The organism is Stenotrophomonas sp. 3(2025), assembly GCF_052665395.1.
Genome location: NZ_JBQOIF010000016.1, coordinates 1 through 23,062, shown reverse-complemented (window position 1 = coordinate 23,062; position 23,062 = coordinate 1). Strand labels below are relative to the sequence as shown.

Genomic DNA, 23,062 nt, shown 5'->3' with positions numbered 1-23,062 from the left:
ATGAGCAACCTGCCGATCTTCGATATCGCCGGCTCCGCGCTGCAGGCGCAGTCGGTGCGCATGAGCACCATCGCCTCCAACCTGTCCAACGCTGACAGCGTCGCCGGCTCGGCCGACGCGGTGTACAAGCCGCTGGAACCGATCTTCCAGGCGGTCACCAGCAAGACCGATCCGAACATCACCTCGGTGCAGGTCAAGGAGATCACCCAGAGCAACGCGGCGCCGATCAAGCGCTACGAACCGGGCCATCCGCTGGCCGACGGCGATGGCTACATCTACCAGCCCGACGTCGATCCGGTGGCGCAGATGGTCAACCTGATCTCGACCTCGCGCAATTACCAGGCCGGCGTGGAGATGTTGACCACCGCCAAGGAACTGGCCCTGGCCACCCTGACCATGGGCCGCTGAGGCCCGCTGCACCGGACACCGCCATGACCACCGCCGTCAACAACCAGAGCAACCAGGACGTCTACGCCGCACTCGGCCTGAACGCCCCCAACAGCAACGCCACCAAGAAGAAGAACACGCTGGACCAGGCCGATTTCCTGCGCCTGATGACCGAGCAGCTGCAGCACCAGGATCCGCTGAAGCCGATGGACAACACGCAGATGGTCTCACAGATGGCGCAGATGTCGACCGTGCAGGGCATCACCGATCTGAACAAGTCGGTGAAGGGCTTCCAGGAGTCGATGGCCAGCGACCAGGTGCTGCGTGGCGCCGCCCTGGTCGGCCACCAGGTGCTGGTGCCGTCGGAAAAGCTGGTGCTGGAGAAGGAAGGCTCGGTGGAGGGCACGGTTGCCGCGCCGGCCGCCGGCATCGTCACCGTGGACGTCACCGACGCCAACGGCGCCAAGGTCACCTCGATCAGCGTTGAAGCCAAGGCCGCCGGCGAGACCGCGTTCACCTGGGACGGCAAGGATGCCAACGGCAAGCGCATGGAGCCGGGCAAGTACAACATCGTCGCCAACCACGTCGACACCACCGGCAAGAGCACCAAGCTGTCCACCTTCGTGCAGGCACCGGTGGAAAGCGTGACCGTCGGTTCCGACGGCCTCTACCTGAACCTCAAGGGCCTGGGCACGGCCCCTCTCGACTACGTGCTCCGCGTCAGCTGAGCCGCACCTACCGCATCCAACAGGAGCATCCCATGGGCTTCAACATTTCCCTGTCCGGCATCAACGCTGCCAACTCGGACCTGAGCGTCACCGCCAACAACGTGGCCAACGTCAACACCACCGGCTTCAAGCAGTCGCGTGCGGAATTTGCCGACCTGTTCGCCGCCACCAGCTACGGCCTGTCCAAGAACGCGATCGGTTCGGGCGTGCGCGTCTCCAACGTGGCCCAGCAGTTCATCCAGGGCAACAACGAGCAGACCGGCCGCAGCCTGGACATGGCCATTTCCGGTGAGGGCTTCTTCACCATGAACATGAACGGTGCACGCGTCTATTCGCGCGCCGGCAATTTCCAGACCGACGCCGCCGGCTACGTGGTCAACCCGCAGGGCGCTCGCCTGCAGGTATTCGCACCGAACGCGGACGGCACCAACTTCGACGCCGGCCGCCTGGTCGACCTGCAGCTGTTGACCACTGACAGCCCGCCCAAGCAGACCAGCGAGGTCAAGGTCGGCTTCACCCTTCCCGGCAATGCCAAGCAGCCGACGGTGAACCCCTTCGACCCCACCAATTCCAACAGCTACAGCCACTCCAGCGGCGGCATCACCGTGTATGACTCGCTGGGCGTCAGCCATACCCAGGTGTCCTACTTCGTCAAGGAAGCGGCCACCAATGCCTGGACGGTGCACAACTATGTCGATGGCCAGCCGGCCGGTACGCCGACCCCGCTGACCTTCGACAACGCCGGCAAGCTGACCGCGCCGGCCAGCGGCAAGATCAGCCTGGGCACCTTCACCCCGACCACCGGCGCCGGCGTGCTGAACATGACGCTGGATGTGAGCGGCTCGACCCAGTACGGGGAAAAGTTCGCCCTGCGCAACACCCAGCAGGATGGCTACGCGGCCGGCAAGCTCAACGAGATCACCGTTTCGGAAACCGGCGTGGTGTTCGCCCGGTATTCCAACGGCGACGACAAGCCGCTGGGCCAGGTCGCACTGACCAGCTTCAACAACCCGCAGGGCCTGGAACAGAAGGGCAACAACCTGTGGGTGGAGACCTTCGATTCGGGCACGCCGCGCACCGGCGCCGCCGACACCTCCAACCTCGGCAAGATCCAGGCCGGTTCGCTGGAGTCCTCCACCGTCGACCTGACCGAACAGCTGGTCAACATGATCACCGCGCAACGCAACTTCCAGGCCAACGCGCAGATGATCACGACCCAGGACCAGATCACCCAGACCGTCATCAACATCCGTTGATGACCTGCTGACCCTGTCACGGAACTCCCCGCATGGATAAAGCCCTTTACGTGGCGATGACCGGTGCCCGCGCCTCCCTGCAGGCGCAGGGCACGCTCAGCCACAACCTCGCCAACTCGGACACTCCCGGCTTCAAGGAAGCGCTGGCCAACACCGAAGCCTTCCCGATCCGTGGCCCGGGCTTTGCTTCGCGGGTGGATGCACTGCACGTCGACGCGGGTTTCAACCGCACGGCCGGCGCGCAGCACATCACCGGCAAGCCGCTGGACCTGTCGTTGCAGACAGGCACCTGGCTTGCCGTGCAGTCCACCGATGGCAGCGAGGCCTACACCCGTGGCGCCGCGCTGTCGGTGACCCCGAACGGCCAGCTGGTGACCTCCAGCGGCCGTCCGGTGCTGGACGACAACAACAACCCGATCGCGATTCCGCCCTACCAGGCGATGGAGATCGGCAACGACGGCACGATCTCGATCATCCCGCAGGGCGAAGGCCCGCAGACGATGGCGATGATCGGCCGGATCAAGGTGGTGCAGGCGCCGGATGATCGCCTCGAACGCGGCCTGGATGGCCTGTTCCGCAATACCGATCCGCTGCAGCCGTTCGCCCAGGCACAGGGCACGGCGGTGCACAGCGGCCAGCTGGAAGGCAGCAACGTCGATGCCGCCGGTGCGTTGGTGCAGATGATCCAGCTGCAGCGCCAGTACGAAATGCAGGTGCAGGTGATCAAGCACGGCGATGACAACGCACGCAGCGCCAACAGCCTGTTGCGCCTGGGCAGCTGACGGAATTCCGGCACCGGCCCGCGCCGGTGCTGGCACGCCGCTTGCACTCCCTACCCCATGGGCCGCACCGCGCGGCCGGCTTCACCCAGACAGGACTCCGAAGATGAACCAGGCATTGTGGATCGCGAAAACCGGACTGGATGCGCAGCAGATGCGCATGTCGGTGGTTTCCAACAACCTCGCCAACACCAACACCACCGGCTTCAAGCAGGACCGCGCCAGCTTCGAGGACCTGTTGTACCAGCAGGTGCGCCAGCCCGGCGGTTCCTCTTCGGCACAGACCCAGCTGCCCACCGGCCTGCAGATCGGCACCGGCGTGCGCGTGGTGGCCACCGCCAAGAACTTCGAGCAGGGCAGCCAGCAGCAGACCGGCCGCGCGCTTGACGTGATGGTCAACGGCCGCGGCTTCTTCGAAGTGCAGATGCCCGACGGCAGCTCGGCCTACACCCGCGACGGCTCGTTCAAGATCAACCAGGACAGCGAGCTGGTCACCAACAGCGGCTACCCGGTGCAGCCGGGCATCCAGATTCCCGAAGGCGCGCAGTCGGTGACCATCGGTACCGACGGCACCATCAGCGTGAAGATGGCCGACGGTGCGGCATCGGTGGAAGTGGGTGCATTGACCCTTACCGACTTCGTCAATCCGGCGGGCCTGCAGGCACGTGGTGAAAACCTGTTCCTGGAAACCACCGCCTCCGGCCCGGCGCAGAACGGCAATCCCGGCCTGAACGGCCTGGGCACCGTGGTGCAGGGTGCGCTGGAAGGCAGCAACGTCAACGTGGTGGAAGAGCTGGTGTCGATGATCGAAACCCAGCGCGCCTACGAAATGAACGCCAAGGCGATCTCGACCACCGACTCGATGCTCGGCTACCTCAGCAACAAGCTCTGACCGCCCTCACCGGGATACTGCCATGTCGCCCCTTTCTTCCTTCGCCCGTACTGCCCTCGCCTGCGCCGTGGCTGCCCTGCTCGGTGGCTGCGTGATCGCTGGCGACGTGCGCCCCTATCCGACGATGGCGCCGTTGCAGCCGATCATGCCGCCGCAGGCCGAACCGACCGCCGGCGCGATCTACGCCGCCGGCCCGACCCTGCAGCTGTATTCGGACCGCCGTGCGCGCGATGTCGGCGACCTGCTGACCATCACCCTGCTGGAAAACACCACCGCGCAGACCAGCGCCAACACCGCCACCAACAAGGAATCGAACCTGAGCCTCGGCACGCCGTCGATTCTCGGTGCACCGGTCACCCTGGGCGGCAAGGACATCCTCAGTGCAACAGCCAAGGGCGCACGCGACTTCACCGGCAAGGGCAACAGCGCGCAGAGCAACCGCCTGCAGGGCAACGTGACCGTGACCGTGGTACAGCGCCTGCCCAACGGCAACCTGGTGGTGCAGGGGCAGAAGAACCTGCGCCTGAACCAGGGTGATGAGCTGGTGCAGGTACAGGGCATCGTGCGTCCCGGCGACATCAGCGCGGACAACACCGTGCCTTCCAGCCGCGTGGCCGAAGCACGCATCGTCTACGGCGGCCGCGGCCCTGTCGCACAGTCCAACGCGATGGGTTGGCTGAGCCGCTTCTTCAACTCCGGCCTGACGCCGTTCTGAGTATGGCCATGAAACTCTCCTTCTCTTCTTCCTGGCAGCGACGCGCAGCGTCGCTCTACTGTGCCGTGTTCATGGTCTTCGCGGTGGCCGCTCCCGCCAGCGCCGAGCGCATCAAGGACCTGGCCCAGGTGGGTGGCGTGCGCGGCAATGCACTGGTGGGTTACGGCCTGGTGGTCGGCCTGGATGGCAGCGGCGACCGCACCAGCCAGGCGCCCTTCACCGTGCAGAGCCTGAAGAACCTGCTGGGCGAGCTGGGCGTCAACGTACCGGCCAACGTCAACCCGCAGCTGAAGAACGTGGCGGCAGTGGCAATCCACGCCGAGCTGCCGCCGTTCGCCAAGCCCGGCCAGCCGATCGACATCACCGTGTCCTCGATCGGCAACGCCGTGTCGCTGCGCGGTGGCTCGCTGCTGATGGCGCCGTTGCGCGGTGCCGACGGCCAGGTCTACGCGATTGCCCAGGGCAACCTGATCGTGGGCGGCTTCGGTGCACAGGGCAAGGACGGTTCGCGCGTCTCGGTGAACGTGCCCAGCGTCGGCCGCATCCCCAACGGTGCGACCGTTGAGCGCGCCCTGCCCGATGTGTTCGGCGCCAGCGGCGAGATCACCCTGAACCTGCACAACAGCGACTTCACCACCATCTCGCGGATGGTCGGGGCGCTCAACAATGCCTTCGGCGAAGGTTCGGCGCGTGCCGTGGACGGCGGCACCGTTGCCGTGCGTGCGCCCACCGATGCCGGTGCTCGCATCGGCCTGCTGGCCCGTATCGAAAACCTGGAACTGACCCCGGGCGCTGCACCGGCCAAGGTAGTGGTCAACTCGCGTACCGGCACCGTGGTCATCGGCCAGCAGGTGCGTGTCGGCCCGGCCGCGATCTCGCATGGCTCGTTGACGGTGACCATCCAGGAAAACACCAACGTCAGCCAGCCCAACGCCTTTGCCGGTGGTCAGACCGTGGCCACGCCGCAGTCGACCATCACCGCCACCAACGATGGCAGCCGCATGTTCAAGTTCAACGGCGGCACCACCCTGGACGAGATCGTGCATGCGGTGAACGCCGTTGGCGCGGCACCGGGTGACCTGATCGCGATCCTGGAAGCACTGAAACAGGCCGGCGCCCTGAGCGCCGAGCTCGAGGTGATCTGACATGCGCATCACTCCCGCATTCGAACTCAGCCCGGCCCAGCAGAACGACCCGGCCAAGATCGACAAGGTCGCGCGCCAGCTTGAAGGCCAGTTCGCGCAGATGCTGGTCAAGAGCATGCGTGACGCCAGCTTCGGCGATTCGCTGTTCCCGGGTGAAAACAAGATGTTCCGGGAGATGTACGACCAGAAGATCGCCGAGGCGATGACCCGCGGCAAGGGCCTGGGCCTGTCGAGCATGATCACCCGCCAGTTGTCCGGCGCGCAGGCCGATGGCCCGGCGCTGGATACCCGGGTGGACCCGGCCAAGGCCAGCCGCGCCTACCAGCTCAATGCGCCGGCGGCGCCGTCGCTGCCGCTGCAGGACGCCGGCCAGGCCGTGCGCATGCTGCAGCAGATGGCGGCCGGTGTGCAGGATGGCGCGCAGTCCTCCGTCGCCCCGATGGAGCAAGCGCTGGACCTGATTGCGGGCCGGGAAAGCAGCGGCATGCACCGTTCACTGGGGACCGACGATCCCTATGCCAGTGCCATCGGCGGCGCCGATTGGGCCGCTGCCAGCGACCAGTGGGCGCCGACCGCCAGCAACCGTGGCAGCAGCGGCACCCCGGCCGATGCACTGGCCACGCGCACCGCCGTCGCCCAGCTGGGCGCACACACCCCGGAAGGCTTCGTCGCCAGCATCTGGCAACACGCACAGAGCGCGGCCAAGGAACTGGGCGTGGACGCCCGCGCCCTGGTTGCGCAGGCAGCGCTGGAAACCGGCTGGGGCAAGCGCCAGATCAAGCATGCCGATGGCAGCACCTCGCACAACCTGTTCGGCATCAAGGCCACCGGCTGGAAGGGCCAGAGCGCTACCGCCGGCACCCATGAGTACGTCGATGGCGTGCGCCGCAACGAGACCGCCAGCTTCCGCGCCTACACCTCGCCCGCAGAGAGCTTTGCCGACTACGTGCGCCTGCTGAAGACCAGCCCGCGCTACCAGCAGGCGCTGCAGGCCGGCACCGATGTGCAGGGCTTCGCGCGCGGCCTGCAACGCGCCGGCTACGCCACCGACCCGCGCTACGCGGCCAAGATCGCCGCGATCGCCGGCGGCCCGACCATCGAGCGCGCCGTGGCCGCCGTGGCCGACGCCGGCTCACGCATCGGCCAGACCTTCGCCAGCACCGCAACCGCGGCGCTGGGTATCACCCGTCGTTGAGGAACCCCATGTCCAGCGTACTTTCCACCGGTACCAGTGCCCTGCTCGCCTTCCAGCGTGCGTTGGCCACCACCAGCCACAACGTGGCCAACCTCAACACTCCCGGCTACAGCCGGCAGAAGGTCGACTTCGCCACCGCCACCCCGCAGAACTACGGCTATGGTGACGTTGGCAACGGCACCCGCATCGTCGACATCCGCCGCGCCGCCGACCAGCTGGCGATCTCGCGCCTGCTCGACAGCGGCGGTGAACTGGCACGCCTGAAGCAGCTCTCGGGCATGGCCGACCGGGTCAATGCCCTGTTCTCCGACGCGGCCACCAACGTGGCCGGGGTCTGGTCGAACTTCTTCGATACCGTCAGCGGCCTGTCCTCCAACGCAGCGGGTACTGCCGACCGGCAGAACATGCTCGATGGCGCCAAGGCCCTGGCCAACCGCTTCAGCCAGCTCAACACCCACCTGAACAACCTCAATGGCGAGGTCAACAACGGGTTGATGGCCGGTGCCACCGAAGTCAACCGGTTGGCGTCGGAGATCGCGCAGATCAATGGTGCCATCGGCACCAACATCGCCAACGCCGCGCCCGACCTGCTGGACCGCCGCGACCAGCTGATCTCGCAGCTGGTGGGCTACACCGGCGGCACCGCGGTGATCCAGGACGGCGGCATCATGAACGTCTACACCGCCGGCGGCCAGGCGCTGGTGGTGGGTACCACCGCATCGAAGGTCACCACAGTGGCCGACCCGTACCAGCCCGAGCGCCTTCAGCTCGCACTGCAGACCCAGGGCGGCACCATCACCCTGGACCCGAAGGCCGTGGGCGGCCAGATCGGCGGCCTGCTCGAGTTCCGCGACACCGTGCTGACCCCGGCCCAGGCCGAACTGGGCAAGCTGGCTGTGGGCCTGGCCGAGACGTTCAACAGCACCCATCGCCAGGGCGTGGATCTGTACGGACAGATGGGCGGCGACTTCTTTAACATCGGCACGCCGCGTGTCACCGGCAATGCCGGCAACACCGGCACTGGCGCGATCACCGCCAGCTACGGCGACCTCGGCAAGCTGGAAGCACAGAACATCGTGCTCAAGTTCGATGGCAGCAACTGGGCCGCCAGCCGCGCCGACACCGGCGCCAGCGTGCCGCTGACCGGCACCGGTACCGCTGCCGACCCGTTGATCATCAACGGCGTGAAGCTGGTGGTGGGCGGTACCCCGGCGGCCAACGACCGCTTCCTGCTGCAGCCGACCGCTGGCGTGGCCGGCAGCCTGGAGATGGCGATCACCGATCCGTCGCGCATTGCCGCGGCCGCCGCCATCAAGGGCGCAGCCGCACTGGCCAACACCGGCACCGGCAAGCTGAGCGGCGTGACCGTGACCGATGCGGCCAACGCCAACCTGCGCAATCCCGCTGCGATCGTGTTCACCTCGGCCACCACCTACACCATCGATGGCGGCCCACCGCAGACCTATACGCCCGGGCAGACCATCAGCGCCAACGGCTGGAGCTTCGTGCTCGATGGCGTGCCGAAGAATGGCGACACCTTCAACATCACCCCCACTCCGGCCGGCTCGTCGGATAACAGCAACGCCACCAAGCTGTCCAAGGTGGAATCGGCCAAGGCGTTCAACGCCGGCACGGTGACGCTGGGCGGCGCATTGGGCGGGCTGACCACCCAGGTCGGTGCGGCAGCGCGTTCGGCGGAGTATTCGCTGGGAGCGCAGCAGGTGATCGCCGACCAGGCACAGGCAGCGCGTGACGAAGTGTCTGGCGTCAACCTCGATGAGGAGGCGGCCGACATGCTGCGCCTGCAACAGGCCTACCAGGCCGCCTCGCAGCTGATCTCCACCGCCGATTCCATGTTCCAGACCATCTTGGGAGCCGTGCGCCGATGAGCAACCGCATCTCCACCGGAATGATGTACAGCCAGTCGGTAGCGCTGATGATGGCCAAGCAGGCCAAGCTCAGCCACCTGGAACAGCAGATCGCCACCGGCAGCAAGATCGTCAGCGCCAAGGACGATCCGGTCGCCGCAGGCGCCGCGGTGGGCCTGGACCGCAGCCTGGCCGCACTGGAACGCATGAAGCTCAACGGCAACAACGTGCAGAACCGCCTGGGCGTGCAGGAAAACACCCTGGCCCAGGTCAACGACCTGATGGCGCGCGTCAACGATCTGACCATCCAGGCCAGCAATCCCGCCTTGAGTGCGCCTGACAAGAAGACCCTGATCACCGAGTTGAACCAGATCCGCGAGGGCCTGCTGTCGCTGGCCAACAGCAGCGACGGCACCGGCCGCTACGTGTTCGGCGGCACCAACGACAGCGATCCGCCGTTCGCCAAGATTGACGGCAAGGTTGTCTATCGCGGCGACCAGACCCAGCGCCAGGTGGAAGTCGGCCCGGATACCTACGTGCGCGACGCCCTGCCCGGCAGCGAGATCTTCCTGCGCATCCCCACCGGCGATGGCTTCGTCGATGGCAGCGCAGCGGCAGGCAACGCCGGCAACGGCGTGCTGACCAACATCACCCGTGATGGCAGCGACAGCTGGAACGGGCAATCGTTCAGCGTGCGCTTCACCGCAGCCGACCAGTACGAAGTGCTCGACGGTGCCGGCAACGTAACCGGCACCGGCACCTACAAGGCGGGCAGCGAACTGGAGATCAATGGCGTTCGCCTGCAGATCGCTGGCGCGCCAGCAACGGGTGACAGCTTCAACGTGCAGGCCGCCAGCAGCCGCGACATCTTCGGCACCATGGACAAGCTGATCGCCGCACTGGATGCCGATACCGGCACCCCGGCGAAGATGGCCGCGCAGCAGAACGAGCTGCAGAGCGCATTGCGCGATGTCGGCCGCGCGGCGGAACGGATGATCGATTCGCGCGCTGCCGGTGGCGCGCAGCTGAAGGCGCTGGACAACGCGGCGGAGATGCGTGAGGCCAATGGCGTGACGCTGAAGACCACGCTGTCGGAGATGCGCGACCTGGACTACGCCGATGCGTTGAGCCAGTACCAGCTGGAAAGCACTGCGCTGCAGGCGGCACAGACGCTGTTCTCGCAGATGCAGTCGATGTCGCTGTTCAACAAGATCCGCTGATTCCACGCGCCAGCGCTGGAGCCCAAGGCCGCGATGCCCTGCATCGCGGCCTTTTTCGTTTCTGCGGTCATGTACCGCTGCGCTCGCCGGGCATGGCCCGGCGCTACCGAAGGGTTGGCCTTGGTAGCGCCGGCCCGTGCGCGGCGGATGTTCCGAAGGGTTGGCGCTGGTAGCGCCGGGCCATGCACGGCGGATGTTCCGAAGGGTTGGCGCTGGTAGCGCCGGGCCATGCCCAGCGGATGTTCCGGGATCGTCCATCAAGCCCGGCCGGCCACCGCCGATACCTTCATCAGCGTGGGTTGGGCCTGCCCGACCGCCCCTGCCAAGGGTGGCCTTGACGCTTTTCCAGGGCGGAAAACCCCGGAAAAACAGCTTTCAGCGACGAAATTCGGTTGCAACGAAATTCCCGGCTAAAGGTTGTTGACAAAGCGCCGTTATTCATTTGGCAACGGCGAAGCACACAGCCAAACAAAAAAATCAGGCGGCGCTTCGTTTCATTCACCAACGGGTTCCACATAAGAGGAGACGACCCCATGGCACAGGTAATCAACACCAATACGATGTCGCTCAACGCTCAGCGCAACCTGAGCACCAGCGGCAGCTCGCTCGCCACCACCATCCAGCGCCTCTCGTCCGGCCTGCGCATCAACAGCGCGAAGGACGACGCCGCCGGCCTGGCCATCAGCGAGCGCTTCACCACCCAGATCCGTGGTCTGGACGTGGCCATCCGCAACGCCAACGACGGCATCTCGCTGGCCCAGGTGGCCGAGGGCTCGCTGAACGAAGTGGGCAACAACCTGCAGCGCATCCGCGAACTGGGCGTGCAGGCCTCCAACGCCACCAACTCGGCCAGCGACCGCAAGGCGCTGCAGGCTGAAGTGACCCAGCTGGTCAGCGAAATCGACCGCGTCGCCAAGCAGGCCGACTTCAACGGCACCAAGCTGCTGGACGGTTCGTTCACCAGCCAGCTGTTCCAGGTGGGCGCCAACGCCGGCCAGGCCATCGCCATCAACAGCGTGGTCAACGCCAAGGCCGATTCGCTGGGCGCGGCCAGCTTTGCCAACGTCTACACCGGCACCAGCCTGGCTGCAGCCGACAAGGCCACCGCCGATACCACCTACTCTGGCCTGCAGATCTCGGTGACCCCTCCGGGCGGCGCCGCCACCACGGTCACCGTCAGCGACTTCACCGTGAAGGCAGGCGAATCGATCACCTCGGCCACCGCGGCCGCGATCAACAACAAGCTGGGCGAAACCGGCGTGGTCGCCTCCGTCAACGCCGGCGTGGTCAGCCTGGCCTCGGTCAAGGACGGCCAGACCTTCGCTCTGGGTGTCAGCGCGGCGACCCCGCCGGCCGGCGTCACGGCCGCCACCATTGCCGGCCTGGGCCTGACCGAGACCAGCACCAACGGCGGCACGCTGACCGGTGCAACCGCCAGCTTCGTCAAGGACCTGAACGTCACCACGGCCGAAGGCGCACAGAAGGCGATGTCCATCGTCGACAAGGCCCTCGAATCGGTCAACAGCGTGCGCGCCGACCTCGGCGCGATCCAGAACCGCTTCACCTCGGTGGTCGCCAACCTGCAGACCTCCTCGGAGAACCTGTCCGCATCGCGCAGCCGCATCCGCGATACCGACTTCGCCAAGGAAACCGCAGAGCTGACCCGCACCCAGATCCTGCAGCAGGCCGGTACGGCCATGCTGGCCCAGGCCAACCAGGTACCGCAGAACGTGCTCAGCCTGTTGCAGCGCTGACATGAGCCGCCCCCGGGGCACGTCGGGGGCGTCTAACCCAACTCACGTGCAACCGCTCAAGGACCTCTCCTCATGGCACAAGTAATCAACACCAACACGATGTCGTTGAATGCTCAGCGTAACCTGAGCACCAGCGGCAGCTCGCTGGCCACCACCATCCAGCGCCTGTCCTCCGGTTCGCGCATCAACAGTGCCAAGGACGATGCGGCCGGCCTGGCGATCTCCGAGCGCTTCGGCACCCAGATCCGCGGCACCGACGTGGCCATCCGCAATGCCAACGACGGCATCTCGCTGGCCCAGGTCGCCGAAGGTTCGCTGACCGAAATCGGCAACAACCTGCAGCGCGTCCGCGAGCTGTCGGTGCAGGCCTCCAACGCCACCAACTCGGCCAGCGACCGCAAGGCGCTGCAGGCCGAAGTGACCCAGCTGGTTTCGGAAATCGACCGCGTCGCCAAGCAGTCGGACTTCAACGGCACCAAGCTGCTGGACGGTTCGTTCTCCAGCCAGCTGTTCCAGGTCGGCGCCAACGCCGGTCAGGCGATTGCCATCGACAAGACCATCGATGCCAAGGCCAATGCCCTGGGTGGCGCCAAGTTCGACACCAACGCGCTGGCCCTGGCCGATCCGGGCACCAACGCTGATTTCAGCACCAGCGGCCTGTCGATCAACGGTGTGGCCATCGCCGACGTCTCGGTCAAGCAGGGCGCCGACGCCGCTGCCACCGGCAAGGCCTCGCGCGAAGCACTGGTGACCGCGATCAACGCCAAGATCGGCGAAACCGGCGTCTACGCCGAAGTGAACGGCACCACCGGCGTGACCCTGACCTCGGTCAAGGACAGCACCAACGCTGACGGCTCGTTCAAGGCCATCACCGCAACGCCGGGTACCTGGACTGGCGCCACCGCCCCGACCTTCACCGCCACCACCGCTGCGGCGGCACCGGCCTCGAAGTTCGCCAGCGATCTGGACGTCAGCACCGTCAAGGGTGCACAGCAGGCAATGGAAGTGGTCGACAAGGCCCTGGGTGCGATCAACAGCACCCGCGCCGACCTCGGTGCGATCCAGAACCGCTTCACCTCGGTGGTTGCCAACCTGCAGACCTCGTCGGAAAACCTGTCAGCGTCGCGCAGCCGCATCAAGGACACCGACTTCGCCAAGGAAACCGCTGAGCTGACCCGCACCCAGATCCTGCAGCAGGCCGGTACGGCCATGCTGGCCCAGGCCAACCAGGTGCCGCAGGGCGTGCTCAGCCTGCTGCGCTGATCCGCTCCTTGATCGACCACCGGGCGGCGGCTGAGCTGCCGCCCGGTTCCTGAAATACGTTCCACCTTCGCCAAAGGAAAAGCACCATGGCACAAGTCATCAACACCAACACCATGTCCCTGAATGCTCAGCGCAACCTGAGCACCAGCGGCAGCTCGCTCGCTACCACCATCCAGCGCCTGTCCTCCGGTTCGCGCATCAACAGCGCCAAGGACGATGCGGCCGGCCTGGCGATCTCCGAGCGCTTCGGTACCCAGATCCGCGGCACCGACGTGGCCATCCGCAATGCCAACGACGGCATTTCGCTGGCACAGGTTGCCGAAGGTTCGCTGACCGAAATCGGCAACAACCTGCAGCGCGTCCGCGAGCTGTCGGTGCAGGCCTCCAACGCCACCAACTCGGCCAGCGACCGCAAGGCACTGCAGGCCGAAGTGACCCAGCTGGTTTCGGAAATCGACCGCGTCGCCAAGCAGTCGGACTTCAACGGCACCAAGCTGCTGGACGGTTCGTTCTCCAGCCAGCTGTTCCAGGTCGGCGCCAACGCCGGCCAGGCCATCGCCATCGACAAGACCATCGACGCCAAGGCTGGCTCGCTGGGCACCTCGACCTTCGCCACCGGCGCGACCGCTGCCCTGGCCGCCAGCACCGACGGTGCACGCTTCTCCGGCACGGTGATGGGCGTGGACATCGGCACGGTTGAAGTCAAGGCCGGTGCCACCACGGCCGACGCATCCAAGGCCGTGGCGACCGCCATCAACGCCAAGCTCGGCGAAGCCGGCATCTACGCCGAAGCCAATGCCGACGGCACGCTGAAGCTGAGCTCGGTGAAGGAAGGCAAGGCCGTTGCCGCTGCAGATATCGCCCTGATGCGCAGCGACTACGATGCCACCGGCAAGACCTGGGGCACCGCGGCTGCCGCTGGCGCCTACACCGCCGGTACCGATACCTCGGCCAACGTGCAGAAGCTGGACGTGAGCACCGTGCTCGGCGCCCAGCAGTCGCTGGAAGTGGTCGACAAGGCCCTGGGTGCGATCAACAGCACCCGTGCCGACCTCGGTGCGATCCAGAACCGCTTCACCTCGGTGGTGGCCAACCTGCAGACCTCGTCGGAAAACCTGTCGGCATCGCGCAGCCGCATCAAGGACACCGACTTCGCCAAGGAAACCGCTGAGCTGACCCGTACCCAGATCCTGCAGCAGGCCGGTACGGCCATGCTGGCCCAGGCCAACCAGGTGCCGCAGGGCGTGCTCAGCCTGCTGCGCTGATCCACGGCAAGAAGGCGCCGCTACCGTCGGGTTGAACCGACGGTAGCGGCAACCCGACAGCCACGGCGTACTCAGGTGCCGGCCATGCCCGGCCCGGGAAGCTTCCCGAACCGGCTTGGCATCGCCCGCCCCTGCGGACCTCTCTTTCAGCGTTGTGCATGTTGACTGTACGTACCGGGCGGCTTCGTCTCCCCCCGATTGTCAGTAGCCTGATCCCTCCCCTGCATTGGGGGAGGGTTTTTTACAGACCCCCGGCAGCCCGCGGTGAACCCACCCGCACCCTGCCCCAGACCTCCTGCAACCGGCGTGCCAGAACCGCCCCACCGGCCAGTGGCACGGCGCATGCATCAACGAAGTCCTCAAGACCCAGCGGCACAGGCCGCTATTTTCGTTGACGACGGGCCGCTGTACGACGGCCAGGCCCGTATACCAGGAGAAACGACGTGGCAGACTTTGGATACGGTGGCATTGGCTCGGGGCTGGACATCTCCAGCATCGTCAACCAACTGGTCGCAGCGGACCGCAAGCCGGCCGACAACGCGCTGAACCTGCAGCAGTCCAAGACCAAGATGCAGCTGTCGTCGCTCGGCACGGTCACCTCGGCCTTCGACAAGCTGAAGACCGCCCTGACCGCATTGAAGGCCACCACCGCCTTCGACACCCGCACCGTCAGCGCAACCGGCAAGGCCGGTCCCAACAACGCCGACGATGTGTTGACCGCATCGGTGGCGCTGTACGACCTCGGCACCAGCAAGGCCGCCGCAGCCAACGGTACCCACAAGGTCGAGGTGAAGAACCTGGCGTCGGCGCACAAGCTGATCGCCGACACGTCGGTGCCCAAGACCGATACCTTCGGTGCCGGAACCTTGACGCTGACCGTTGGCGTGGGCGACAAGGCCAAGACGATGAACGTGCAGGTGGAGGAAGGCGACACGCTTACCACCGTCCGCAACAAGATCGACGCCGCCGGCCGCAAGGAAGGCGTGCAGGCCACGCTGATCAGCTCCGGCGACAACCAGTACCTGTCCATCGCCCAGGAAAAGACCGGCGCGGCCAGCGCGATCAAGCTGGAATACGCCGGCAGCGATCCGAAGCTGGGCGCACTGGTCGGCAGCCTGAAGGAAAACAGCCCCGCCAAGGATGCGGTGCTGACCATCGACGGCGTGGAAGTGGTGAGTGCCAGCAACACAGTGACCGACGCGGTGCCAGGCCTGACCCTGAACCTGAAAGTGCCGGGCCTGAGCACCGTCACCATCAGCACCGACACCACCGCCGCAACCAAGGTGATGCAGGAGTTCGTCACCGCCTACAACGCGGCCATCGCGGCGATCAACACCGAAACCAAGTACGACGCGAAGACCAAGGAAGCCGCCGCACTGACCGGCGATGCGCAGATGCGCGGTGCGATCGCGCAGCTGCGCTCGACGATGTCCGGCGTGCTCAAGGACCTGGCAGGCGACCAGCTGGATGCCAAGGCACTGGGCCTGCAGACCCGCGGCTACCCCAATGCCGACGGCACCCTGGTGCTGGACAGCACCAAGTTCGCCGCAGCCCTCGCCGCGCAGCCGGAGAAGATCCGCCAGGCGGTCACCGGCGATACCGGCGGTGCCGGCCGGCTGTATTCACTGGTGGACGGCTACGTCAGCACCACGGTGGGCAAGGAAGGCGCCTTCGTCGCCCGCACCAAGGGGCTGAACACCACGCTGGACAACATCGACAAGCGCCGCAAGGACCTGGACGCGCGCATGGTCGGTGTCGAGGCCCGTTACAAGAAGCAGTTCGTGGCATTGGACAGCCTGATGGGCAAGCTGCAGCAGAGCAACACCGCACTGCAGCAGCAGCTGGCCCAGTTGAACCGCTGAGGAAACACGCACGGCGCTCAAGTTTGGCGCCGCATGCACCGATAACGGACGCAACAGCAATCATCGCAGTGCCGGCGTCAACGGTCCCTTCGACCGCACCCCGGCACCCCGCGCAAGGGAGAATCACGAATGTACGGTTCCAGCCGTCAGTACGCCGAGCAATACCGCCAGGTGGGGGTGACCAGTGCGGTCGCCGATGCCGATCCGCACAAACTGGTGGCGCTGCTGCTGTCCGGCGCACTGGAGCGCGTGCGCCGTGCACAGGCCACCCTCGACCAGGGCGACCAGGCCGGCAAGGGCAAGGCGATCGGCGAAGCATGCGCGATCGTCGCCCACCTCAACGGCTCGCTGGACCATGAAGCCGGCGGCGAAATCGCCGGCAACCTGTCGGCGCTGTACGACTACCTGCTGCAGCGCCTGACCGAAGCCAACCTGCACAATGACCGCGCTGCACTGGACGAATCGCTGCAGCTGCTGGGCGAGATCGACGGCGCCTGGAATGCCATTCCGCACGAGCAGCGCCGTCCTGCGGCGGTGTCGCCGTGAGCCTGCTCGAACTCAACGCGCAGCTGGATGCCTTCGAGAAGGCCCTTCAGGAAGAGGCCTTCGATCAGGCCGACAGCCTGCTCGATGGCCATGACAGCACCCTGCACGCACTGCTGAGCCAGCCGCTGGGCAGCGCCGACCACGCGCCGCTGTCGGCCCTGCTGGAGCGCCAGCAGAGCCTGCTCGGCCTGCTGCGCCAACGTCGCGACGCGGTCTCCGTGCAGATGCAGGACGGCCGCCGCTCCCTTCGCGCCGCGCATGCCTACCTGCAGGCAGAATCGCTGGCATGACCACCCTGCCGACCACGTCGCTGCACCACCCGGCTGAAAGCGAGCTGTTCGACGAAACGCTCAGCTGTGAACTGGCCCTGCCCGCGGAGTTCCAGGCCGGCAGTGCAGTGGGCCGGACCAGCAGTGCCGAAGGCCTGCTGCGCAGTTTGGCGCTGGTCGAAGACAGCCGCGTCGACGAACACGAAGAACGCAGCGAAGCCAGCCTGCAGCTGCAGCGCCTGGAAGCCAAGGTGGACCTGACCATGGTCCTGCTCGGCCGCCTGATCCGCCAGCAGGGCCAGGAACCAACGCTGCGTCCGGTGCGCTGGTCGCGTCGTGGCATCCGCCTGCAGCTGGGCCCACGCAGCGGCAGCACGCCCGGCCAGGCCGGCGTTGTCCGCCTGCAACCCAGCGACTGGCTGCCCGACCATATCGACCTGCCGGTGGAAGTGATCGCCGAAGCGGCCGATGGCGGCGGTGGTCACTATCTGTGGCTGCGCTTCCATCGCCTCGGCGATGGCCTGGAAATGGCGATGGAACGGCATCTGTTCCGGCTGCACCGCCGGCAGGTGGCCGAGGCCCGCCGCGCACGCTGAAATCTGCCACCATGCAGGTGGACGGACAGCCCTTGGCGTGCCCGTTCAGCTAAGTTAAGGTGGACCCCCCTCCCCAACCTCCAGCGTGCCTGTGCGAGTTCTCATCGTCGACGATCACACCCTGGTTCGCGCCGGCCTGGCGCGGCTGCTGCAGGGGTTTGCCGACGTGCAGCTCGTCGCCGAGGCCAGCAATGCCGAACAGGCACTGCAGATGGCCCTGCAGCACGCACCGGACGTGGTGTTGATGGACCTGTCGCTGCCCGGCCGCACCGGCCTGGAAGCACTGAGCGACATCCGCCTGCGCGCACCCGGTACGCGCATCGTGATGATGACCATGCACGACGACGCCGCCCACGTGCGCGATGCCTTGGATCGGGGTGCCGTCGGCTTCGTGGTCAAGGACGCCGCACCGCAGGAGCTGGAACTGGCGCTGCGTGCCGCGCATGCCGGCCAGGTGTTCCTGAGCCCGCAGATCTCGGCCAAGATGCTGGCGCCGATGCTCGGTCGCGAAAAGCCGACCGGCATTGCCGCACTGTCGCCGCGCCAGCGCGAGATCCTTCGCCGCATCGGCAAGGGCGAGAGCAACAAGGAAATCGCCGCCGATCTTGGCATCAGCGTCAAGACGGTGGAGACCCATCGCGCACGCATGATGGAATCGCTGGGTTGCCGTCGCGCCAATGATCTGCTGTTGCTGGCAGCGCGCCACCAGCACGAACTGGAATGACGTCCCCGCGCCGGCGGTAGTACCGCAGCGCCAGTGGCTGGGCCGGCGCCGAAATACCGTCACCCACACGCGTCCCGACGGGATTCCGTACAGCACGCACGACCTGCCGCCATGGCCACTGACCACGAATCAATGACTTGGCGCGCATGATCGTCAAAATCCCGCGCTTGTGTAGGGGTTTTCCCTACAAGGTGTCGGGAACGCCACCAACACCCTCAGGAACCCCCCGATTCCGCCCTTGCCGGATCAAAAGCAAGATGTGTTCCACAAGGCGTCGGGGAGCGGCGCCGGGGAACCACGATGAAGGCTGCACTCTCGACCCAGCTGGGCCAACAACTTCACCTCACCCCGCAGTTGCTGCAGTCGATCCGGCTGCTGCAGCTCGACGGCCTGCACCTGGAACAGGAAATCCAGCGCCTGCTGGACTCCAATCCGCTGCTGGAAATCGAAGACGCCGAAGCGCCCGCCGCCGAAGCCACCGATCCGGCCACCACCACGCTGGATACGGCCGCGTTCGACGAACTGCCCGAATCCTCGATGTGGGAGGTGTCTGGCGCCAACTGGCAGGACGGCGACGACGACCGCATGGCGCGCATCGCCGCGGGCGAGTCGAGCGACCCGCATCTGCGCGTGCTGCAGCGTCTGGCGCTGGACCTGGACGAGCACGAACTGGCCGTGGCCGCCTTCTGGCTGGAACACTGCGACGATGCCGGCTACCTGCAGGCATCGCTGGCGCAGCTGCAGCTGCTGGCCAGTGCGCAGTTCGACATCGATGCCGACGGCGTTGAAGCTGTCCGCCAGCACCTGCTGCAGGGCGAGCCGGCCGGCATGGCCGCGCAGGACCTGCGCGAATCGCTGCTGGCCCAGCTGTGCAGCCTGCACGGCGTGGTGCCGGCCCGGCATCTGGCTGCGCGCATCCTGCAGGGCGCGCTCGATGCCTTGGCCGCGCACGACTACCCCGCCCTCGCCCGCCAGCACGATGCCGAGATCGAGGACGTGCGCGAAGCCGTCCGCCTGATCCTGTCGCTGCAGCCGCGCCCGGGCGACAGCCTGCTGCCCGAGCGCAATGCAGTGGTGGTGCCGGACGTGGTCGCCTGGCACGCCGACGAACAATGGAAGGTGGCGCTGAACCCGGCCACCAGCCGCCGGGTGTCGATCAACAGCCAGTACGAGCAGGCCCTGGCCGACAGCGGCGAGGCAGCCCCAGCCCTGCGCGAGATGCTGCAGGAGGCACGCTGGTTCAGCCGCGGCCTGTCGATGCGTTACGACACCCTGCTGCGCACCGCGCGGGTGATCGTCGAGCGCCAGGCAGCCTTCCTGGTGCGTGGCGAGGAAGCCATGGCACCGCTGACCCTGAAGGAAGTAGCCGAAGAAATCGGCATGCACGAATCCACCGTTTCGCGCATCACCACCGGCAAGTTCCTGCAGACCCCGCGCGGCACTTTCGAACTCAAGCACTTCTTCGCCGTGCGCCTGGAAGGGGCCAGCGTGTCCGGCCAGGCGGTCAAGGCCATGGTCCGCCGCCTGATCGACGCCGAGCCGGCCGGGCGCCCGCTGGCGGACGAGGCCATCGCTGGCCTGCTGTCCCGCCAAGGGGTGAACATTGCCCGTCGAACCGTCGCAAAATACCGCGAACAACTGGATATCGCCCCGGCCCGCGAACGGCGCCGGGTCAACGCCAGGCAACCGCAGCTGGCCCGGGTGGGCTGAAAAGGATGTTGGACATGAACAAGCTCACAGTTCTGCTGGTCGATGACCACGAGGGATTCATCAACGCGGCCATGCGCCACTTCCGCAAGATCGACTGGCTGCAGATCGTCGGCAGCGCCGGCAACGGCCTGGAAGCGATCGAACGCTCGGAAAGCCTGCGCCCGCAGGTGGTGCTGATGGATCTGGCGATGCCGGAAATGGGCGGCCTGCAGGCCACCCGCCTGATCAAGTCGCAGGATGATGCACCGTACATCGTGATCGCCAGCCACTTCGATGACGTCGAGCATCGCGAGCACGCGCTGCGCGCCGGCGCCGACAACTTCGTCAGCAAGCTGTCCTACATCCAGGAAGTCATGCCGATCCTGGAAGGCCTGAGGGAGGAACGGTCGTGAGCGAATCGCGCATCCTGGTACTGGACAACGACGCGGTGCGTGCCGAGCGCACCGTCGCCCTGCTGGAATTCATGGACTTCAACCCGCGCTGGGTTTCCGACGCGGCCGATTTCGACCTGACGCGCCAGCGCCAGAACGACTGGATGGCGGTGATCGTCGGCAGCCTGGACGACAGTGCCGCCAGCACCGCCCTGTACGCCTGGCTGGGGGGCAGCAGTCTGCCGCCGCCGGTGCTGCTGGCCGACGGTGACGCGACTGCGTTCGCGCAGCGCCATGGCCTGCACGAAGCCAACATCTGGCCGCTGGAAGCGCCGCTGCGCCATGCACAGATGGAAGCCCTGCTGCGCCGCGCCAGCCTCAAGCGCCTGGATGCCGAACACCAGGCCGGTGCCGTGCAGGACCAGGGCCCGACCGGCAACGGTCCGGCGGTCAGTGCACTGCGCACGATGATCGAGCAGGTCGCCGCGTTCGACACCACCGTGCTGGTGCTGGGCGAATCGGGCACCGGCAAGGAAGTGGTCTCGCGCAGCATCCACCAGCGCTCGCCGCGCCGCGATGGCCCGTTCGTGGCGATCAACTGCGGCGCGATTCCGGCCGAACTGCTGGAAAGCGAGCTGTTCGGCCACGAAAAGGGCGCCTTCACCGGCGCGCTGACCGCACGCAAGGGCCGTTTTGAAATGGCCGAGGGCGGCACCCTGCTGCTCGATGAGATCGGCGACATGAGCCTGCCGATGCAGGTCAAGCTGCTGCGCGTGCTGCAGGAACGCAGCTTCGAGCGCGTCGGCGGCAACCAGACCATCCGCTGCAACGTACGGGTGATCGCCGCGACCCATCGCGACCTGGAAAGCCGCATTGCCGATGGCAAGTTCCGCGAGGACCTGTTCTATCGCCTCAACGTGTTCCCGATCGATGTGCCGGCCCTGCGCGAACGTCGCGAAGACCTGCCGGCGCTGGTGGAAACCATCGCCACCCAGCTGGCGCGCACCGGCCGCGGCGAAGTGCGCTTCACCCCGGAAGCACTGCAGGCGCTGGCCGGCTACGAGTGGCCAGGCAACGTGCGCGAACTGACCAACCTGGTCGAGCGCCTGGCCGTGCTGCACCCGGGTGGCTCGGTACGCGTGCAGGACCTGCCGGCACGCTACCGCGGCGACGCCGCGCTGGCCGTGCCCGCTGTGGTCGCGGCCGCTCCGGTGGTCGCCAGCGAAGAACGCCTGGACCTGCGCAGCTTCTCGTTCCACACCCCGGGCAGCGGCAACCAGCCGTCGCTCGAGCATGGCATCGCCGTCAACCGCGCCGCAGCGCCGGCCGCGTTGCCGGACGACGGCCTGGACCTGCGCAACCACATGGCCAACATCGAACTGGGCCTGATCAACGAAGCACTGGAACGCACCCAGGGCGTGGTCGCCCACGCCGCCCAGCTGCTCGGCCTGCGCCGCACCACCCTGGTGGAAAAGCTGCGCAAGTACGGCATCGAGCGCGAAGCGGCCGAACTGGCCAGCTGACTCGCGTTGCCAGCATGAAGGGGGCACGAACGCCTGGGCTTGCCCGGGCGTTGGTGTTTGTGGGGGGCCGCCTGATGCGCGGGCGGGTCCGACGGTTCCATGGCAGCGGCCGGATTGCTCAGTAGATCCACGCCATGCGTGGATGACGGGCACGGTACCGAGAATAGTTCGCTGCATTTGCACGTATTCCTACAGACAACGCAACCGCACCGCGGAGCATGGCAAGGACATCCCAACGAGGTTCCGCCATGCACCGCCTGACTCTGCTTGCCGCCCTGCTCTGCCCGGCCTTGGCCGCAGCTTCCAACTGCACACTGCCCACCACCCTCGACCAGCGCCAGTTCACCAACCTCAGCGATCCGCTGTACCAGCCAGATAATCCGAATGCCGGACGCATGGTGCAGGTCAGCTTCGGCAGCAATCAGTACGTGCTGCACATCCTCGGCACCGACCTCCGCATCGGCGGCAGCTACCGTTACCAGCAACTGGCTCCGCACATTGCGGAAATCCAGATGACAGAAGCCCACCCCGCCGGCCCCGCCCGCTACACCCTGCTGCTGACCTGCCTGACAAACCACCAGGGCCTCTTCATCTACACCCAGCACGACGGCCCCATCGCCCCACGCCAGCGCCAGAATTCCGGCCGCTGGACCCTGCAGCCATAGGCCAAAAAACCGACGCCGGTGAAATGACGCGTCACGCATCCCAAGCGCCATCCACCCATGCCGCAGATCAAGCGTGTCGACCAAGGTCGACACCCACCAACAGCAGCGTGTCGACCAAGGTCGACACCTACCAAGAGCAGCGTGCCGACCAACGGTCAGCACCCACCAACAGCAGCGGGAAATTGTCGAAGGCGGGGTGGGTCCGGTTGCGGGGGTGTCCGCGGCACGGATGCCGCGGCCAAGCCCCCATGGTGAAGTGACCCCCAGGAGTTGGACACCTGATCCGACCCCGAGGGTTACATGAATAGATATGAGGTTTGTTTCAAATT

22 protein-coding genes are annotated in these 23,062 nt (G+C 66.5%); all 22 read left to right on the top strand.

Annotated features, from left to right (window positions below; all coding sequences use genetic code 11):
• The 22 genes from flgC to ACUXVE_RS13075 all read left to right on the top strand — a co-directional run bounded on the left by flgC (position 1) and on the right by ACUXVE_RS13075 (position 22,733).
• Positions 1–408, top strand: a complete 408-nt coding sequence (gene flgC, locus ACUXVE_RS13180) for a flagellar basal body rod protein FlgC (protein ID WP_093818265.1) — start codon at positions 1–3, stop codon at positions 406–408.
• A 23-nt stretch (positions 409–431) separates the two neighbouring features.
• A complete protein-coding gene (locus tag ACUXVE_RS13175) occupies positions 432–1,115 on the top strand; it encodes a flagellar hook assembly protein FlgD (protein WP_025879108.1) in 684 nt (227 codons plus the stop codon).
• A 32-nt stretch (positions 1,116–1,147) separates the two neighbouring features.
• A complete protein-coding gene (gene flgE, locus ACUXVE_RS13170) occupies positions 1,148–2,371 on the top strand; it encodes a flagellar hook protein FlgE (protein ID WP_093818264.1) in 1,224 nt (407 codons plus the stop codon).
• A 32-nt stretch (positions 2,372–2,403) separates the two neighbouring features.
• Positions 2,404–3,153, top strand: coding sequence for a flagellar basal body rod protein FlgF (locus ACUXVE_RS13165; protein ID WP_025879106.1), 750 nt, complete (start codon positions 2,404–2,406; stop codon positions 3,151–3,153).
• A 103-nt stretch (positions 3,154–3,256) separates the two neighbouring features.
• On the top strand, positions 3,257–4,042 hold the full coding sequence (gene flgG, locus ACUXVE_RS13160) for a flagellar basal-body rod protein FlgG (protein ID WP_025879105.1): 786 nt from the start codon (positions 3,257–3,259) through the stop codon (positions 4,040–4,042).
• 22 nt (positions 4,043–4,064) lie between these two features.
• Positions 4,065–4,757, top strand: a complete 693-nt coding sequence (gene flgH, locus ACUXVE_RS13155; RefSeq protein ID WP_025879104.1) for a flagellar basal body L-ring protein FlgH — start codon at positions 4,065–4,067, stop codon at positions 4,755–4,757.
• Between the two features lie 2 nt (positions 4,758–4,759).
• On the top strand, positions 4,760–5,902 hold the full coding sequence (locus tag ACUXVE_RS13150) for a flagellar basal body P-ring protein FlgI (protein WP_025879103.1): 1,143 nt from the start codon (positions 4,760–4,762) through the stop codon (positions 5,900–5,902).
• Between the two features lies 1 nt (position 5,903).
• A complete protein-coding gene (flgJ, locus tag ACUXVE_RS13145) occupies positions 5,904–7,097 on the top strand; it encodes a flagellar assembly peptidoglycan hydrolase FlgJ (protein WP_445514531.1) in 1,194 nt (397 codons plus the stop codon).
• A gap of 8 nt (positions 7,098–7,105) precedes the next feature.
• Complete coding sequence (gene flgK / locus ACUXVE_RS13140; protein WP_032974829.1) at positions 7,106–8,986, top strand: flagellar hook-associated protein FlgK; 1,881 nt, start codon at positions 7,106–7,108, stop codon at positions 8,984–8,986.
• A complete protein-coding gene (gene flgL / locus ACUXVE_RS13135; RefSeq protein ID WP_033831049.1) occupies positions 8,983–10,185 on the top strand; it encodes a flagellar hook-associated protein FlgL in 1,203 nt (400 codons plus the stop codon). The genes flgK and flgL overlap by 4 nt, the downstream gene beginning before the upstream one ends.
• Before the next feature lie 533 nt (positions 10,186–10,718).
• On the top strand, positions 10,719–11,939 hold the full coding sequence (locus tag ACUXVE_RS13130; protein WP_093818260.1) for a flagellin: 1,221 nt from the start codon (positions 10,719–10,721) through the stop codon (positions 11,937–11,939).
• Between the two features lie 72 nt (positions 11,940–12,011).
• On the top strand, positions 12,012–13,202 hold the full coding sequence (locus tag ACUXVE_RS13125; RefSeq protein WP_032974832.1) for a flagellin: 1,191 nt from the start codon (positions 12,012–12,014) through the stop codon (positions 13,200–13,202).
• Positions 13,203–13,288: 86 nt separating this feature from the next.
• On the top strand, positions 13,289–14,467 hold the full coding sequence (locus ACUXVE_RS13120; protein ID WP_032974833.1) for a flagellin: 1,179 nt from the start codon (positions 13,289–13,291) through the stop codon (positions 14,465–14,467).
• A gap of 443 nt (positions 14,468–14,910) precedes the next feature.
• Positions 14,911–16,329, top strand: coding sequence for a flagellar filament capping protein FliD (gene fliD, locus ACUXVE_RS13115; RefSeq protein WP_059064144.1), 1,419 nt, complete (start codon positions 14,911–14,913; stop codon positions 16,327–16,329).
• A gap of 129 nt (positions 16,330–16,458) precedes the next feature.
• On the top strand, positions 16,459–16,875 hold the full coding sequence (gene fliS, locus ACUXVE_RS13110; RefSeq protein WP_093818258.1) for a flagellar export chaperone FliS: 417 nt from the start codon (positions 16,459–16,461) through the stop codon (positions 16,873–16,875).
• Complete coding sequence (locus ACUXVE_RS13105; protein ID WP_093818257.1) at positions 16,872–17,165, top strand: hypothetical protein; 294 nt, start codon at positions 16,872–16,874, stop codon at positions 17,163–17,165. Before fliS ends, ACUXVE_RS13105 begins: the two co-directional genes overlap by 4 nt.
• A complete protein-coding gene (locus ACUXVE_RS13100) occupies positions 17,162–17,740 on the top strand; it encodes a PilZ domain-containing protein (protein WP_093818256.1) in 579 nt (192 codons plus the stop codon). Before ACUXVE_RS13105 ends, ACUXVE_RS13100 begins: the two co-directional genes overlap by 4 nt.
• A 91-nt stretch (positions 17,741–17,831) precedes the next feature.
• Entirely contained in the window at positions 17,832–18,464 is a 633-nt protein-coding gene (locus tag ACUXVE_RS13095) for a response regulator (RefSeq protein WP_025879002.1), read from the top strand.
• Between the two features lie 300 nt (positions 18,465–18,764).
• Positions 18,765–20,174, top strand: coding sequence for an RNA polymerase factor sigma-54 (rpoN, locus tag ACUXVE_RS13090; protein ID WP_445514530.1), 1,410 nt, complete (start codon positions 18,765–18,767; stop codon positions 20,172–20,174).
• Positions 20,175–20,188: 14 nt separating this feature from the next.
• The gene (locus ACUXVE_RS13085) at positions 20,189–20,566 is read left to right on the top strand and encodes a response regulator (RefSeq protein WP_025879000.1); all 378 of its coding nucleotides are present in this window, start codon (positions 20,189–20,191) and stop codon (positions 20,564–20,566) included.
• Complete coding sequence (locus ACUXVE_RS13080) at positions 20,563–22,068, top strand: sigma-54 dependent transcriptional regulator (RefSeq protein WP_025878999.1); 1,506 nt, start codon at positions 20,563–20,565, stop codon at positions 22,066–22,068. Before ACUXVE_RS13085 ends, ACUXVE_RS13080 begins: the two co-directional genes overlap by 4 nt.
• Positions 22,069–22,316: 248 nt before the next feature.
• Positions 22,317–22,733: a hypothetical protein gene (locus tag ACUXVE_RS13075; RefSeq protein WP_445514529.1), complete on the top strand. Its 417-nt coding sequence runs from the start codon at positions 22,317–22,319 to the stop codon at positions 22,731–22,733.
• Positions 22,734–23,062 lie beyond the last annotated feature (329 nt).